This is a genomic window from Micromonospora sp. NPDC049230 (assembly GCF_040647875.1).
Taxonomy (GTDB): domain Bacteria; phylum Actinomycetota; class Actinomycetes; order Mycobacteriales; family Micromonosporaceae; genus Micromonospora.
The window spans coordinates 16,073-31,852 of sequence record NZ_JBEZCZ010000001.1; the positions used below are offsets into that span (position 1 = coordinate 16,073).

General features: G+C 71.1%; 12 protein-coding genes. 10 read left to right on the forward strand and 2 right to left on the reverse strand.

Annotated elements, in window-relative coordinates; all coding sequences use genetic code 11:
• Nucleotides 1-52 precede the first annotated feature (52 nt).
• Both AB0A95_RS00065 and AB0A95_RS00070 read right to left on the reverse strand, forming a co-directional pair.
• Nucleotides 53-1,075 carry a TAXI family TRAP transporter solute-binding subunit gene (locus AB0A95_RS00065; RefSeq protein ID WP_357553320.1) on the reverse strand — a complete coding sequence of 341 codons (1,023 nt, stop codon included), beginning with the start codon at nucleotides 1,073-1,075 and terminating at the stop codon, nucleotides 53-55.
• Nucleotides 1,072-3,318, reverse strand: coding sequence for a TRAP transporter fused permease subunit (locus tag AB0A95_RS00070; protein ID WP_357553321.1), 2,247 nt, complete (start codon nucleotides 3,316-3,318; stop codon nucleotides 1,072-1,074). The genes AB0A95_RS00065 and AB0A95_RS00070 overlap by 4 nt, the downstream gene beginning before the upstream one ends.
• A gap of 608 nt (nucleotides 3,319-3,926) precedes the next feature.
• Here AB0A95_RS00070 and AB0A95_RS00075 point away from each other — a divergent pair.
• The 10 genes from AB0A95_RS00075 (at nucleotide 3,927) to AB0A95_RS00120 (ending at nucleotide 15,779) form a co-directional block, all read left to right on the forward strand.
• Nucleotides 3,927-4,946: a YihY/virulence factor BrkB family protein gene (locus AB0A95_RS00075; RefSeq protein ID WP_357553322.1), complete on the forward strand. Its 1,020-nt coding sequence runs from the start codon at nucleotides 3,927-3,929 to the stop codon at nucleotides 4,944-4,946.
• Nucleotides 4,947-5,306: 360 nt separating this feature from the next.
• The gene (locus AB0A95_RS00080; protein WP_357553323.1) at nucleotides 5,307-6,485 is read left to right on the forward strand and encodes an ROK family protein; all 1,179 of its coding nucleotides are present in this window, start codon (nucleotides 5,307-5,309) and stop codon (nucleotides 6,483-6,485) included.
• A gap of 133 nt (nucleotides 6,486-6,618) precedes the next feature.
• Nucleotides 6,619-8,127, forward strand: a complete 1,509-nt coding sequence (locus AB0A95_RS00085; protein WP_357553652.1) for a sugar ABC transporter ATP-binding protein — start codon at nucleotides 6,619-6,621, stop codon at nucleotides 8,125-8,127.
• Nucleotides 8,124-9,251: an ABC transporter permease gene (locus tag AB0A95_RS00090; protein ID WP_357553325.1), complete on the forward strand. Its 1,128-nt coding sequence runs from the start codon at nucleotides 8,124-8,126 to the stop codon at nucleotides 9,249-9,251. The genes AB0A95_RS00085 and AB0A95_RS00090 overlap by 4 nt, the downstream gene beginning before the upstream one ends.
• 98 nt (nucleotides 9,252-9,349) lie before the next feature.
• The gene (locus AB0A95_RS00095; RefSeq protein WP_357553327.1) at nucleotides 9,350-10,402 is read left to right on the forward strand and encodes a substrate-binding domain-containing protein; all 1,053 of its coding nucleotides are present in this window, start codon (nucleotides 9,350-9,352) and stop codon (nucleotides 10,400-10,402) included.
• A 19-nt stretch (nucleotides 10,403-10,421) separates the two neighbouring features.
• A complete protein-coding gene (locus AB0A95_RS00100; protein ID WP_357553329.1) occupies nucleotides 10,422-11,630 on the forward strand; it encodes a Gfo/Idh/MocA family oxidoreductase in 1,209 nt (402 codons plus the stop codon).
• 478 nt (nucleotides 11,631-12,108) lie between these two features.
• Nucleotides 12,109-13,275 (forward strand): inositol-3-phosphate synthase, encoded by a 1,167-nt coding sequence (locus AB0A95_RS00105; protein ID WP_357553330.1) that lies wholly within the window; start codon nucleotides 12,109-12,111, stop codon nucleotides 13,273-13,275.
• The gene (locus AB0A95_RS00110; RefSeq protein WP_357553333.1) at nucleotides 13,259-14,194 is read left to right on the forward strand and encodes an SCO3242 family prenyltransferase; all 936 of its coding nucleotides are present in this window, start codon (nucleotides 13,259-13,261) and stop codon (nucleotides 14,192-14,194) included. Before AB0A95_RS00105 ends, AB0A95_RS00110 begins: the two co-directional genes overlap by 17 nt.
• The gene (locus AB0A95_RS00115) at nucleotides 14,191-15,114 is read left to right on the forward strand and encodes a sugar phosphate isomerase/epimerase family protein (RefSeq protein WP_357553334.1); all 924 of its coding nucleotides are present in this window, start codon (nucleotides 14,191-14,193) and stop codon (nucleotides 15,112-15,114) included. The genes AB0A95_RS00110 and AB0A95_RS00115 overlap by 4 nt, the downstream gene beginning before the upstream one ends.
• 56 nt (nucleotides 15,115-15,170) lie before the next feature.
• Nucleotides 15,171-15,779 carry an EboA domain-containing protein gene (locus AB0A95_RS00120; RefSeq protein ID WP_357553336.1) on the forward strand — a complete coding sequence of 203 codons (609 nt, stop codon included), beginning with the start codon at nucleotides 15,171-15,173 and terminating at the stop codon, nucleotides 15,777-15,779.
• Nucleotide 15,780 lies beyond the last annotated feature (1 nt).

Here is a 15,780-nt window from a genome sequence, read left to right on the forward strand (position 1 = left end):
GGGTCGGGGTGGTGCCCGGCCCGGGCGGTGGGCCCGGGCCGGGACGATCGGATCAGCTTGCGGCGCTCAGCTTCGTCAGTGCCGTCTCCGCCCCACGGTGCAGCGGCACCGGGTCGGTCTTGCGTGCGTTGGCCAGGTCGATGCCCTTGGCCGCCGGGTTGGCCTGGCTGAGGGCGTCCTTCTTCTCGAACACGGTCTTCGTGATGACGCAGGCGACGTTGGCGTCGAGGTCGTCGCGGACCAGCAGCACGTTCGGCACCACGATGGTCGGGACGTCGGCGGGAGTCTTGTAGACGTCCTTGCCGATCGTCCCGGCCTGGTACGCGGGGTTCAGCTCTGCCATCTTCGGCAGCAGCGGGCTGATGTCGATGAACTTCACCTTGTCGGCCGCCGTGGTGAAGAGGTCGGTGACGCCGCCGGTCGGGGTGCCGCCGGACCAGAAGAAGCCGTCGACGCTGCCGTCCTTCATGCCGTCGACGGTCTTGGTCAGGTCGAGCCGCTGCGCCTGGATGTCCTTTGCCGGGTCGAGGCCGGCCGCGGTGAGCAGCCGCTGCGCGATGACCTCGGTGCCCGACTTGGGCGATCCGGTGGAGATCTTCTTGCCCTTCATCTCGGCGACCGAGGTGATTCCCGAGTCGGCCCGGACGACGACCTGGGTGTAGTTGTCGTAGATCCGCGCGAGCGCCTTCACCGGCTGCGGCCCCTTGAAGGTCCCCTTGCCCTGCGTCGCGTTGACCGCGGTGTCGAAGAGCGAGAAGGCGACGTCGTACTGGCCGGCGACGAGTTGCTCGATGTTCTGCACCGAGGCGCCGGTCTCGGCGGCGGTGCCGGTGAGCTTGCCGCCGCTGGCCGTGGCGAGTTGCCCGGCGAGCGCGTTGCCGACGACGTAGTAGACCCCTGTGGCGTTGCCGGTGGCGATGCCGACCCGGGTGTCCTTGGTGACCTCGCAGCCGACCGCGCTGGAGGTGTCGTCGGTGGCCGCGCTCTTCTGACGGCCCCCGCATCCGGCGACGCCGGCCGCGATCAGGGTGACTGCCCCGAGACTCGCGGCTATTCGCACGTTGATCCGTCTCACCTGTTCTCCTCCTGATGGTCTTTCTGGTTGACGCCCCTGTCGGCGACGGCCGTCCGGTTGGCCGTTCCGCGACGGAGCAGAACACCCGCCACGGTGAGCGCGACCAGGGCGGCGCCGACCATGACGGGGACAGGTTCGAGCCACAGCAGAACCAGCCCGGCGAGCGCGCCGACGATCCGCTCGGGTTTTCCGGCCGGGCCGATGCCGGGCAGCCACCCGCCGGCCGCCACCGCGAGCACGGCGACCCCGAGCGCGGTGGTCAGGCCGGCCAGCAGGATGCGGTCCACCCCGCCGATGCCGAGCAGCCCGAGCCCGGTCGGCGTGAGCACGAAGGCGATCGGGATGAGGTACGCGGGCAGCGCGTACCGCAGGGTCTGCCACATGGTCGGGACCAGTCGCCCGCCGGTGACGGCGGCGGCGGCCACCGCGGCGAGCGCGGTCGGCGGCGAGGCCTCGGAGAGCACCGCGAAGTAGAAGACGAACATCGCCGCGGCGGGTGCGGCGACGCCCAGGTTGAGCAGCGCGGGACCGATGATCACCCAGCCGATCACGAACGAGGCGGTGACCGGCACGGCCAGGCCGAGCAGCGTGAGCGCGAGCGCGGCGAGCAGGGCGGTGAGCAGGAGCACGACGAACGGGTCGGAGCTGACCGCCTGGGCGCCGCTGAGCAGCAGTGCCGCGGCCTGCGGGCCGAGCCCGGTCTTGGTGGTGGTGGCGGTGATGATGCCGGCAGCGGCGCAGACCGCGCTGACCGCCAGCACTCCGCGCACTCCGTTGGTGAGCGCCTCGACCAGGCGTGCGGGGGTGAGCCGGTGCCGCCGGTCCAGGAAGGAGAGCACTGCCGCCAACACGGTGGCCAGCACCACGGCCCTGGTCGCCGAGGCGCCGAGGGCGAGCATCACGACGATCACGATCAGCGAGAGGAAGTGGTAGCCGAAGCGGGCCAGCAGCGAAAGGGCAGACCCGGCGTCGATAGTGACCCGGCGTACTCCGGAGCGCCGGGCGTCGATCTCCACCGCGAGCAGGATGCCCAGGTAGTAGAGCAGTGTCGGCACGGTGGCCCAGCCGAGCACCTGGAGGTACGAGACGCCGAGGTACTCGGCGATGATGAACGCGGCGGCCCCCAGCGTCGGCGGCGACAGGATCGCGCCGACGCCGGCGGCGGCGAGCATGCCGCCGGCCCGTTCCGGCGGATAGCCGGCGCGGCGCAGGATCGGCCAGGTGACCGAGCCGATGCTGACCGTGGTGGCCGCTCCCGAACCCGAGACGGTTCCGAGGAGGAAGCCGGCGGCCACCGCGGTGCGTCCCGGTGCGGTTCGGGAGCGGCGGAACGCGGCGGCGGAGAGTTCCACGAAGAATCGACCGGCGCCGGAGAGGTCCAGCACCGCGCCATAGATGGTGAAGAGCACGATGTACGAGGCGGCCACGTCCAGTGGGGTGCCGTAGAAGCCGCTGTCGGAGTTGTAGAACGCGTCGACGAGCTGCCCGAAGTCGAGGCCGGCATGGGCCACCGGCCAGGACTGCGGCAGCAGCCCGCCGTAGTAGCCGAAGGCCAGGAAGAGCAGGCAGACCGCCGGCAGGATCCAGCCGGTGGTCCGGCGGCACGCCTCCAGCAGCAGGAGCAGCAGCACGGTGCCCAACACCAGGTCGACCGGGTCGAGCAGCCCCTGCCGATCGAGGAAGGCGTCGTATCCGCCGCCGCCCGTACCGACGGCCACCGGCACCACCGGGTAGAGGCAGCTCAGCAAGGCGGCCACGGCGAGCACCCAGTCGACCGGGGTGGGGCGCGTCCGTCTCGTCGAGCTGCTCGCCGGGTCGGCGACCGCTGCCGGGGTGCCTCGTCGGGGTAGGCGCACTCCCGACGGATACGCCAGGAAGACCATCGGCAGGACGCCGGCGAGGAAGATGATCAGGTAGAACTTGCTGCCCTGCGCCAGCGGAAAGAAGACCTGGTAGATCGCGAGGAGGGCGACGGCAAGGGTGACGCCCGCGACGAAGAGGCCGAGTGGCCCGGTGAACACCCGGCCCGGTTTCTCGTCCTCGAACTGTGCGGTCAACTCGCGGTCGGGCTGGCCGCCGACGGCCACGGGAGCGGGGTCGGCCCCACCGGGTTCGGCGGGTGGGCCGTTCTCGGTGGTCGGGCCGTTCGCGGCGGGTGGCCTCAGTGGCCGTTCGTCGACGTCGACCGGTGTGGGCGCGTCGTCGTCTCGGGGCGAGGGGACGGCGTCCTGAACGGGGTGCACGGATGACACGCTGGGGGACAATACGGGGGACTGCGCTGTATGGGAATATTGTTGAACGTGATTGCTGTGGGTGACTATTGATTGGTGAGGGAAATCCCCGGGAATGTCGATTGTCGAATAGGCTTCCTGTCGGCAACAGTCTCACACAAGCGACGACTCGGCAGGTCGTGCGGGCTCTGTGGTCCGCTCGCGGCGGCTGTGAGTTGTCGGCGTCACGGACACGCATCCCCCAACTCGTGATCACCGACAGTCACATCAATCGTCTCCGCGCGCCGGTTTGGTGCTGCTTTAGCTGGCTTGGTCGGGTTGGATCTCGCCCGGCCGCCAGCCGAAAAAACTTGCCGATGTGACCTTCTTGTTATCGCGCTGGCCAGTGGGGTGTTGCCGAATCCCGGCGAACCGCATTGCCCCGAAAGAATGCAAGGACCGACGTGCCGGCGGCCCGGGCCATCCACGGTGACCATGGACCTGCGCGGCGCGCGATTCGCGTGGTGCACGGCCGAGTCGATCAAATGTCGAAACGCCGAGCGGGGTCCGGGTTATCGGCGCGGGTCCACGGGGCATGTCGGAGGTGACACCACCACCACCATCGACGACGAGGAGGGGCGATGACCTCGGACGAGTCAGTCGCCCGCCGGGAACGCGGCGACGCCAGCGCGCCGGTCGGACCCGACGCGGGGCCGGACAGCCCCACCGATCTACCCGGCAGCGGCTGGAAGGCGGCGCTGCGGCGCACTGTCAGCGAATTCCAGGACGACAGCCTGACCGACTGGGCGGCGGCGCTCACCTACTACGGGGTGCTGTCCATCTTCCCCGGTCTGTTGGTGCTGATCTCGATCCTCGGTCTGTTGGGCGCGGGCGCCACCGAGGGGGTCAAGGACACCGTCAACCAGGCGGTGCCGGAGGGCAGCATCCGGCAGATCATCGTCGACGCGATCACCGCGGCGGACAAGAACGGCAGCCTGGCCAGCATCGCGGCGATCGCCGGTGTGGTGGCCGCGTTCTGGTCGGCGTCCGGCTACATCGGCGCGTTCATGCGCGCCTCGAACAGCATCTACGACGTGCCGGAGGGTCGTCCGATCTGGAAGACGCTGCCGATCCGGCTCGGCGTGACAGCGGTGGTAGGAGTGCTGCTGCTGGCCAGTGCGGTGATCGTGGTCTTCACCGGCCGCCTCGCCGAGACGGTGGGGGACGTGGTCGGCCTCGGCGCGGCGGCGGTCACGGTGTGGGACGTCGCCAAGTGGCCGGTACTGCTGATCCTGGTCAGCCTGATGTTCGCCATCCTCTACTGGGCCTCACCGAACGCGCGGCACGGCGGTTTCCGCTGGGTCAGCCCGGGCGGTGTGCTGGCCGTGGTGATCTGGTTGGTGATCTCCGGCCTGTTCGCCCTCTACGTGAGCAACTTCGGCTCGTACGACAAGACGTACGGGGCGCTGGCCGGGGTGATCGTCTTTTTGATCTGGCTGTGGCTGAGCAACATCGCGATCCTGCTGGGTGCCGAGTTCGACGCCGAGTTGGAGCGGGGCCGCGCCATCGCGGCCGGCCATGGCGTCGACGACGAGCCGTACGTCGAGTTGCGCGACGACCGCAAGCTCCGCAAGAAGCGCAACGCCGCCAACCGCCGCTGACCGCCCTCCCGCACCGGCCGCCCTCCCGCACCGGGGGCCGACCGGCAAGCACCGGCCGCCCTCCCGCAGCGAGGACCGACCGGCGGCTCCGCACCGACCGTCCGCGCAGCCCACCGCCCCGCCAGTAAAGATCGACTGGCGGGGCGTTTTCGTGTGTGTCGATGAAACTGCGGGCGAGCGGACGAGGGCCGCCCGTGATCCTTTTCTTGATCGACTAGTAGCTTTTGTTCTTTCGGACAAAAGTTCATCTCGGAACGGTTGAAGCTCTGGACACGCGGCACAGCGCGCTCCTACTGTGTCGGGCACAACACTTCGACATTGCGTCGATGTGAACGATGCCAATGAAGAGGTGACCCCCCGGTGCGGACCGCCGACCCCCTGCACGTACGACTGTTGCGGTTGCTCCGCGACGAGGGGGCCGTCTCCCGCGCCGAGTTGGGCGACCGACTCCAGATGCCGCGCCCGCGCATGCTGGCCGAGCTGGATCGCCTTGTCGCGCTGGGTTACGTCGCCGAGGCGGGGCTCGCCGCGTCCCGGGGTGGGCGGCGCTCGACACTCGTCGAGCTGAACCCGAAGCTGCGCTTCGCCGCCGTCGACCTCGGCGCCAGCTCGATGGACATCGAGGTGGTCAACGGCCGCCTCGAACCGGTCGCCCAGTACGCGGAGCCGGCCGACATCCGCAATGGACCGAAGGTGACACTGCAACGGGTCAACGAGTTGCTGCACAAGGCCCGGGTCGACGGCGCGTACGAGCGGTTGGACGCGGTGGGCATCGGCGTTCCGGGGCCGGTCAGCTTCCGCGACGGCGTTCCGGTGTCGCCGCCGATCATGCCGGGCTGGGACCGGTTCCCGGTGCGCGAGTTGCTCAGCCGGGAGCACGGCTGCCCGGCGGTGGTCGACAACGACGTCAACATCATGGCGATCGGCGAGCGGCACGGTGGGGTAGCCCACTCGGTGGACGACTTCCTCTTCATCAAGATCGGCACCGGCATCGGGTGCGGCATCTACCTCACCGGCGAGGTCTACCGGGGCACCGACGGCTGCGCCGGCGACATCGGCCACATCCAGGTCGACTCGCACGGTCCGATGTGCTCCTGCGGCAACGTCGGCTGCCTGGAGGCGCTGTTCAGCGGTGCCGCACTGGCCAAGGACGCCGCAGCCGCCGCCCGCAGCGGGACGTCGCCGGCGTTGGCCGAGCGACTGGCGCTGCGCGGGGTGGTCACCGCGCTGGACGTCGCCGAGGGTGCCGTCGAGGGCGACGTGACGTGCATCCAACTGATCCGTGACGGCGGACGGCGGGTCGGTGGAGTGCTCGCCGGCCTGGTCAGCTTCACCAACCCGTCGATGATCGTGATCGGCGGCGGGCTGGCCCAACTCGGGCACATCCTGCTCGCCGAGATCCGCAGTGTGGTCTACCGCCGGTCGCTGCCGCTGGCCACGGGCAACCTGCCGGTCGTGCTGTCCGAGTTGGGTGGACGCGCCGGTGTCACCGGCGCGGCGGTGCTCGCCGGCGATGTCGCCTTCGGGGAAGCCGCATGAACCTGACCGAAATCCTGTCGTGAGCGAGGAGGAGACTGTGGCTCTGTCCGAGGATGACCCCGCCACCGCGTCGGCCGAGGCCGCCGCCGAGGCACCGCTGGTCGAGGCTCCCGCCGACACCGTCGCGGGCGAGGTGGTCCTGCGCCTCACCGATGTGGTCAAGACCTTCCCCGGTGTACGCGCACTGGACGGCGTGCAGTTGGAGGTGCGTGCCGGCGAGGTGCACTGCCTGCTCGGGCAGAACGGCGCCGGCAAGTCGACCCTGATCAAGGTGCTCTCCGGGGTGCACCAACCGGATTCCGGGCAGGTGGAGTGGCGTGGCGAGCCGGCCGCGTTCACCAACCCGCAGGCCGCGATGAAGGCCGGCATCGCCACCATCTACCAGGAGCTCGACCTCGTCGAGGACCTGTCGGTGGCGGAGAATGCCTTCCTCGGTCACGAGTACCGCAGCTTCGGGTTCGTCCGGCGCGGCCGGATGGCCCGGCACACCCGACAGATCCTCAGCCGGCTGGGCCACGGCGAGATCCCGCCGGGCCGGATGGTCCGGTCGCTGCCGGCCGCGGGCAAGCAGATCGTCAGCATGGCCCGCGCGCTCTCGCACGAGGCCCGACTGATCATCATGGACGAGCCGAGCGCGGTGCTGGCCCACGACGAGGTCGGCAACCTGTTCCGGATCATCCGGGAGCTGACCGCGCAGGGCATCGCCGTCATCTACATCTCCCACCGCATGGAGGAGATCCGCGAGATCGGTGACCGGGTCACCGTACTCAAGGACGGCCGGACCACCGCGGCGAACCTGCCGGCGCGCGACACCCCGACCCGTGACCTGGTCAGCCGGATGACCGGCCGCACCATCGAGTACGTCTTCCCGGACCGCCCGGCCGAGGACCCCGCCGGCGCCGATCTGCTCCAGGTGGAGGGGCTGACCCGCACGGGTGAGTTCGCTGACGTCTCGTTGAACGTGCGCGCCGGGGAGATCGTCGGCATCGCGGGGCTTGTCGGCTCCGGCCGCTCGGAGCTGCTGGAGACCATCTACGGCGCCCGTCTCGCGGAGGCCGGGTCGGTCCGGATGAACGGGAACGTGCTGCGTCCCGGCGTCGGCGCCGCGGTGCGGGCCGGCATGGGGATGGCCCCGGAGGAACGCAAGAGCCAGGCGCTGCTGCTCGGCGAGCCGATCTACCGCAACGTCACGCTTGCCACCTTCGGCCGGTACGCGCGGCTCGGCTTCACCAACGCGGCAAAGGAGCGCGCCGAGGCGGACCGGATCGCCGACAGCCTGGAGCTGCGGCCCCGGGACGTCGACCGGCCGGTACGCACGCTGTCCGGTGGCAACCAGCAGAAGGTGGTGGTCGGGCGCTGGCTGCTCGGCGGCACCAAGTTGCTGCTGCTCGACGAGCCCACCCGGGGCGTGGACGTGGGCGCCCGGGCTGAGCTCTACCAGGTCATCCGGGGTTTGGCCGCGCAGGGCGTCGGGGTGCTGCTGGTCAGCAGCGAGGTGCCCGAGGTGCTGGGTCTGGCCGACCGGGTGCTGGTGATGCGGGAAGGGCGGGTCGTGCGTGAAGCGGCGGCCGGCGAACTTGACGAAAACACTGTGCTCGACCTCGTGATGGCGGGGTCCTTGATGGAAGGCGCACCGGCATGAGCGACGCGACTCCCACTCCCACCGCGACACCGGAGCGCCCGCAGCTTCCGGCACAGTCGCCGCCGGTGGACCCGGCGGAGACGGCGGTGGCCAGCGACAAGGCGGCGGGCGCGGGTCGGCTCTCCTGGTGGCGGGGTGACGGTGGCGACGGCGCCAAGCGAAACCTCGGTCTGATCGGGGTGCTCGCCGCGCTCATCATCGTCGGTGCGATCACCAAGCCCGACCTGTACGGCGACCCGACGTGGGTCTGGAACAACGTGCTGGCCATCCTGCAACTCGCGTCGGTCGTCGGCGTGGTCACTGTCGGGATGACCTTCGTGATCATCGGCGGGGGCATCGATCTGTCGGTCGGTGCGATCGTCGCGCTGGCCGGTGTCTGGTGCACCACTGTCGCCACCCAGAGCTACGGCGCCGGCGGCATGATCTTCGCCGCGCTGGTGGTCGGCATCTGCGTCGGCCTGGTCAACGGCGTGCTCATCTCGTACGGGCGGTTGGTTCCCTTCATCGCGACCCTCGCGATGCTGGTGGCAGCCCGGGGGCTCGCGGCGTCGATCTCCAACAAGCAGACCCAGGTGTCGAGCAGCACCTTCATCAACGACATCGCGGCGCGCAAGGTTCTCGGGATTCCGATCCTCGTCTACATCCTGGGCGCGGTGGTGGTGGCCGGGTGGATCCTGCTCAACCGGACGACCTTCGGCCGGCGGACCATCGCCGTGGGCGGCAACCCGGAGGCGGCCCGACTGGCCGGCATCAACGTCCGGCGGCACACCATGCTGCTCTACGCGCTCTCCGGTCTGTGCTGCGGCATCGCGGCCATCATGCTCACCTCGCAGGCCACCTCGGCGCAGGCGGCGATGGCCAACCTGTACGAGCTGGACGCGATCGCCGCGGCGATCATCGGTGGGACGCTGCTCAGCGGTGGCCGGGGCACGATCGTCGGCTCGCTGCTCGGCGTCATCATCTTCGCCACGATCACGAACCTCTTCGCCATCAACGGCCTCTCCATCGAGGCGCAGAACATGGTCAAGGGCGGCATCATCGTCGCCGCCGTCCTGATCCAGCAGTTCCAGTTCAAGTCAGTCACTCGGCTCCTCGCGCGGAACAGGGTCACCACCGCAACCTGACGCACCGCACCGATGTCCCGGGCCACGTCGAGAAATTCGACGGTGGCCGGGCCCCGCACACCCTTATCAACTGAAATTCCGCTCCCAGGAGGTCTTTCATGACCCAGCACAGTCGCGACCTGTCGCGCCGCCGGTTGCTCTTCGGTGGAGCCGCAGTTGGCGCCGCCACCCTGCTCACCGCCTGCACCAGCAACGAGACCCCGGCGGCCAGCACCCAGACCAAGGCCGCCGGCAACGCCGAGGGCAACAACGCCCCGGGCAAGAAGGTCGTCATCGGCTTCTCCGCCCCGGCCGCCGACCACGGCTGGATGGGCGCCATCCACGCCAACGCCAAGGCGCAGGCCGCGGCCTACTCGGACGTGGAGTTCAAGGAGGTCGACGGCGGGTCGAACTCGGAGGCCCAGCGTTCCACGCTCGGCACGCTGATCGCCCAGAAGCCGGACATCATCGTCGTGCTGCCGCACGACGGCAAGGAGGTCAACGCCGTTGCCCTCCAGGCGATGCAGGCGGGCATCCCGATCGTGAACCTCGACCGGGCGTTCCCCGACGCGCTGGCCTCCCGGCTGGTGATCAAGGGTGACAACTACGGCATGGGCGTCTCGGCCGGGCACTTCATCGGCAAGATGCTCAAGGACAAGGGTGTCACCAACCCGGTCATCGGTGAGATCGCCGGCCTGGAGATCCCGCTGACCGTCGAGCGCAGCAACGGCTTCAAGGCCGCCCTGGCGACCTACGGCTTCACCGTGAAGAACCGCCGTTCGGCGGAGTTCACCTCGGACAGCGGCCAGCGCGAGGCGTCCCAGCTGCTCCAGGCGCTGCCGAAGATCGACGCGATCTGGAACCACGACGACGACCAGGGCATCGGTGTGCTCGCGGCCATCAAGCAGGCCAACCGGTCGGAGTTCTTCATGGTCGGCGGCGCCGGTTCCAAGCTCGCGATCGACGCGATCAAGGCCGACAACACGGTGCTCAAGGCGACTGTCACCTACAACCCGTCGATGGCCTCGTCGGCTATCTCGCTCGCGCGGCTCGTCGCGCAGGGTCGGGGCCTGGGCGACCTGACGGAGCTGCAGGTTCCGAAGGAAGTGACCCTGGCTTCGGAGACGATCACCAAGGAGAACGCGAGCAGCTACGACAAGCTCGGGTTCTGACATACCAGGGGAGGCCACCTTGTCCACGACAGACAAAGAACTGCGGGTCGGCATGGTCGGCTACGCGTTCATGGGCGCCGCGCACTCACAGGCGTGGCGTACCGTGAACCGCGTTTTCGACCTGCCGGCGCGGGCCCGGATGGCGCTGATCTGCGGTCGAGACACAACGAAGGTGGCAGATGCCGCCGATCGGCTCGGCTGGGACGCGTCCACCACGGACTGGCGTGATCTGATCAACCGGGACGATATCGACGTCGTCGACATCTGCACACCGGGTGACAGTCACGCCGAGATCGCCCTCGCCGCACTGGCTGCCGGCAAGCACGTTCTGTGCGAGAAGCCGCTTGCCAACACGGTGGCGGAGGCGCGGGCGATGACCGCCGCGGCGGACGTCGCCCGGGCCGCCGGAGTGCGGTCGATGTGCGGGTTCAACTACCGCCGGGTCCCCGCGGTCACGATGATGCGCCAGATGGTCGCCGACGGACGGCTCGGGGTGATTCGACACGTCCGTGCGACCTACCTACAGGACTGGATCGTGGACCCGCAGTTCCCGCTGGTCTGGCGGTTGCAGAAGGACAGGGCGGGCTCCGGCGCGCTCGGTGACATCGGTGCGCACATCATCGATCTGACCCAGTTCGTCACCGGTCAGCGGATCAGCGGGGTCAGCGCGGTGACCGAGACCTTCGTCAAGGAGCGGCCGTTGCCGGCCGAGTCCAGTGGTCTGGCGGCCACAGTGGACGGCGGCTCGGTGCCCACCGGGCCGGTCACCGTCGACGACGCCGCGGTCTTCGTGGCCCGGCTCGACGGCGGTGCCCTGGGCACGTACGAGGCGAGCCGGTTCGCCACCGGTCGCAAGAACGCGCTGCGTGTCGAGATCAACGGCTCGCTGGGCAGCGTGGTCTTCGACCTGGAGCGGCTCAACGAGTTGGAGTTCTACGACGCCACCCGGCCTACCGTGGAGCAGGGTTTCAGCCGCATCCTGGTGACCGAGGGCGAGCACCCGTACATGTCGGCGTGGTGGCCGCCGGGCCACATCATCGGCTACGAGCACTCGTTCACGCACGAGATGCGCGACTTCATCGAGGCGGTCGCCACCGGCGTCGACCCGACTCCCTCCTTCGCCGACGCGTTGCAGGTCCAGCTGGTGCTGGACGCGGTGGCCCGCTCGGCCGAACTCGGCTCATCCTGGGCCGAGGTGGAACCGGCGCTTGTCACAGCCGCCGCCTGACCTTTGACCGTTCGCGACGGCGGTGTTCGCACCGCCATCGCCCGACCGGCTTTCCGACGCCGACCGGCGAGGGACCGACAGCGGATTGCGCCCCGCGGTCGGGACGAGGTCGGCGACGGAGAGCGTGCAGCCGGGCCGTACGGCCCGGTGGCGCACGAGCAGGACGGTCGTCCGGTGCGACCGGACCGGGATTCCCCGGCCGCACCGGAGGACCGCCACCACCGGTGGAGACCGAATGCGGGGGAGGCAGGGTCGAGACGCCGACCCGACCCTGCCTGCCAGCCCCGTCTGCCCGCACCCGTACCGGGGACCGGTCCGGCGTCGCCGCCGCCGACGTCGACGTCGGAAGCCGGTGCCGTCTCGGTGCGGGTCGGGCGGGCGGGGCCCATCCAAGCAAGGCCATATCTTTCCGAAACTTATTCTGATATTCCTATATTTAGCGGTACCGACGATTCCTCGAGAACGGGGAAGGAGCACCATGCGAACAGGTGTCTGGCTGATAGGAGCGCGTGGTTCCGTCGCGACCACCAGCATCGTCGGAGGGCTCGCGCTGCGAGCCGGTCTGGCCGGGCCCACCGGCTGCGTCACCGAGCTGCCCGAGTTGCGCGGCCCCGCCCTGCCGGCCTTCGCGGACCTCGTCTTCGGTGGGCACGACCTGGCGACCACCCCGCTGTCCAAGCGGGCCGAGGCACTGGCCGACGCGGGCGTCATCCCCTGGCGGCTGGTCGCAGCCCTCCCGGACGAGCTGGGCGCGGTCGAGCAGGAGCTGCGCCCCGCACCCGTCGGGGGCACCCAGGCCGATCGCGCCGACGCCGTGGTCCGCGACCTCACCAGCTTCCGCGAGCGGCACGGGCTGGACCGGGTGGTGGTCGTCAACGTCTCCGCCACCGAGGCCACCGCGGCACCGCACCCCGGGCACAGCGACCCCGACGCGCTGCGCGCCGCGCTCACCGGCCCGGACGACGTGCTGCCCCCCAGCTCCCTCTACGCGTATGCGGCGCTGCTGGCCGGCTGCTCCTACGTCGACTTCACCCCGTCCACCGGGCTGCGGCTGCCCGCGTTGGCCGCGCTCGCCGAGGAGACCGGCCTGCCGTACGCCGGGCACGACGGCAAGACCGGGGAGACACTGGTCAAGTCCGTGCTCGCGCCGATGTTCGCGATGCGCAACCTGGACGTGCGCTCCTGGTCCGGGTTCAACCTGCTCGGTGGTGGCGACGGCGCCACCCTCGCCGACCCGGCCGCCAACGCCGCGAAGGTGCAGAGCAAGCAGCGGGTGCTCGGCGAGACGCTGGGCTACGTCCCGCAGGGCGGCACCCGCATCGAGTACGTCGAGGAGCTGGGCGACTTCAAGACCGCCTGGGATCTGATCACCTTCGCCGGGTTCCTCGGCACCGGCATGCGGATGGAGTTCACCTGGCACGGCTGCGACTCCGCGTTGGCCGCGCCGCTGGTGCTCGACCTGGCCCGACTCACCGCCGCCGCGCACGCCGCCGGGCACGTGGGGCCGCTGACCGAGCTGGGCTTCTTCTTCAAGGACCCGCTCGGCTCACCGGGCCACTCGCTGGGCGAGCAGTGGGCGCGGCTGACCGAGTTCACTCGGCTGCTGCACACCGGCGGGGACGGTGCCGATGACCACGCTGGCTGACCTCGCCGAGCTGGTCCGGGCGCCGGCTGCGCTCTCGGTCCCCGGTGACGTGGTCGCCGGCGCGGCGGCGGCCGGCGCGTTGGGTCCGCGTACCCCCGCCCTGGCCGGCGCCTCGGTGCTGCTCTACTGGGCCGGCATGGCCGCCAACGACTGGGCCGACCGTGGCCTGGACGCGGTGGAGCGGCCCGAGCGGCCGATCCCCAGCGGGCGGATCACCCCGGCCGCCGCGGTCGGCCTCGCGGCGGGCCTCACTGCCGCCGGCGTGGGCCTGGCCGCCGCCGTGGGCGGTCGCCGCGCCGCCGCGCTCGCCGTGCCGCTGGCCGCCACCATCTGGGGGTACGACCTGCTGGCGAAGAACACCGCCGCCGGTCCGGCCGTGATGGCCGCCTGCCGTGGCCTGGATGTGCTGCTCGGCGCGTCCGGCGGCCGGGTGACCAGGGCGTTGCCGGCGGCGGTCACCGTCGCCGCGCACACCTGGACGGTCACCGCGCTGTCCCGCCGGGAGGTCAGTGGCGCGGATGCCGCGCTGCCGATGCGCACCCTCGCGGGCACGGCGCTGGTCGCCGCCAGTGCCGCCCTTCCGCACGCCCGACGCGCCGCCGCCAGTGCCGCCGACCAGGGCGGTGCCAACGACGAGGTCGGCGGACGCGCGAGTCGTACCCGATCGGCCGGGGTCGCGGCCGTGCTGCCCGCTGTGCTGGCCGGGTGGTACGCCGCCCGCTACGGCGCGGCCCAGGCCGAGGTGATCCGGGATCCGTCGGCCGGGCGGGTTCGTGCCGCCGTCGGCGCCGGGATCACCGGTCTGCCCGCCCTCCAGGGGGCGCTGACCGCGCGGGGTGGCGCCGGCCTGCTCGGGTTGGCCGTCGCGGCGGCCGCGCCGCTGGGTCGACGCCTGGCCCGGAAAGTCTCGCCGACATGACAGCTCCGCGGCCCCGATCCGCACCGCCGACGGCCGACGCCACGACGCTGCGCCTCGGGTACGGCACGAACGGCTTCGCCAACCACCGCCTCGACGACGCGCTCGCCGTCCTCGCCGACCTCGGCTACGACGGGGTGGCGCTCACCCTCGACCACGACCACCTGGACCCGTTCGCCCCGGGGCTCGCGCGCCGGGTCGCCGTCCTCGGCCGCCGGTTGGAGGAGCTGGGCCTGGCGGTGGTGATCGAGACCGGGGCCCGTTACCTGCTCGACCCGTGGCACAAGCACGCCCCGACGTTGCTGCACGACGACCCGACCAAGCGGGTCGAGTTCCTGCGCCGGGCCGTCCGGATCGGCGCCGACCTGGGCGCGGAGGCTGTCTCGTTCTGGGCCGGCGTCCGGCCCGAGACGGTGTCACCGCAGTGCGCCTGGGACCGGCTGGTGTCCGGCTGCGCCACAGTGCTCGACGCGGCGGACGCCGCCGACGTCACCCTCGGCTTCGAGCCGGAGCCGGGGATGCTGGTGCAGGACATCGCCGACTGGCGTCGGCTGCGTGCCGCCCTCGGCGACCCGGCCCGGTTCGGCATCACCCTCGACATCGGCCACTGCCGGTGCCTGGAGCCGTGGCCGGTGCCGCAGTGCGTCGCCGAGGTGGCCGGGCACCTGGTCAACGTGCAGATCGACGACATGCGCCGAGGCGTGCACGAGCACCTGGAGTTCGGCGTCGGCGAGATCGACTTCCCGCCGGTGCTGACGGCCCTGGCCGAGGCCGGCTACCGAGGGCTGGTCGCCGTCGAGTTGCCGCGCGACTCGCACGCCGCACCGGACGTGGCCGCCCGGTCCATCGATTTCCTGCGCGCCGCCGCCGCAGCGGCACCCACCCGGGCGACACCCGCTGACGAGGCCCCGGCGCACATGTAGGTGCAGAGCAAAGGGTGGTGGTGGGGCGCCTGGAGCAGCACGAGGGAGGAGACGGGATGACACCGGATTCACTGCGGGCCGCGCTGGGAGGCGTACCCGATCCCGACTGGCTGGACACGGCGCTGCGCCGGGTCGCGGCCGAGCCCACCGCGATCACCCGGCTCTTCCCCGCCGCCGGCCGACGTTGCGGCCGGGCCGAGCTGCCCGACGCCCCCGGCTGGACCGCCGACGACGCGGCCCGGGTGCTGCTGCTGACCAGCCTGCCCAGCGATCACGCGGCGTACGCCGAGAGCCTCTACCAGCACGGTGACGCGGCCGAGCGGCGAGCCGTGCTGCGGGCCCTGCCCCTGCTGCCGATCGGCGCCGCCGGGGTGCCGCTGCTGCACGACGCGATCCGCACCAACGACACCCGCCTGGTCGCCGCGGCCCTCGGCCCGTACGCCCGGCACCTCGACCCGGCCGCCTGGCGGCAGGCGGTGCTCAAGTGCGTGTTCAGCGGCGTCCCCCTGGTGGCCGTGGCCGACCTGGACAGCCGGGCCGACGGGGAGCTGGCCGCGATGCTCGCCGCGCTGGCCGCGGAGCGGAACGCCGCCGGCCGGGAGTTGCCCGCCGACGCCACCGACCTGCTCGACCGGCTCACCGCCGCACTGCCCCGGGAGGCGTGAC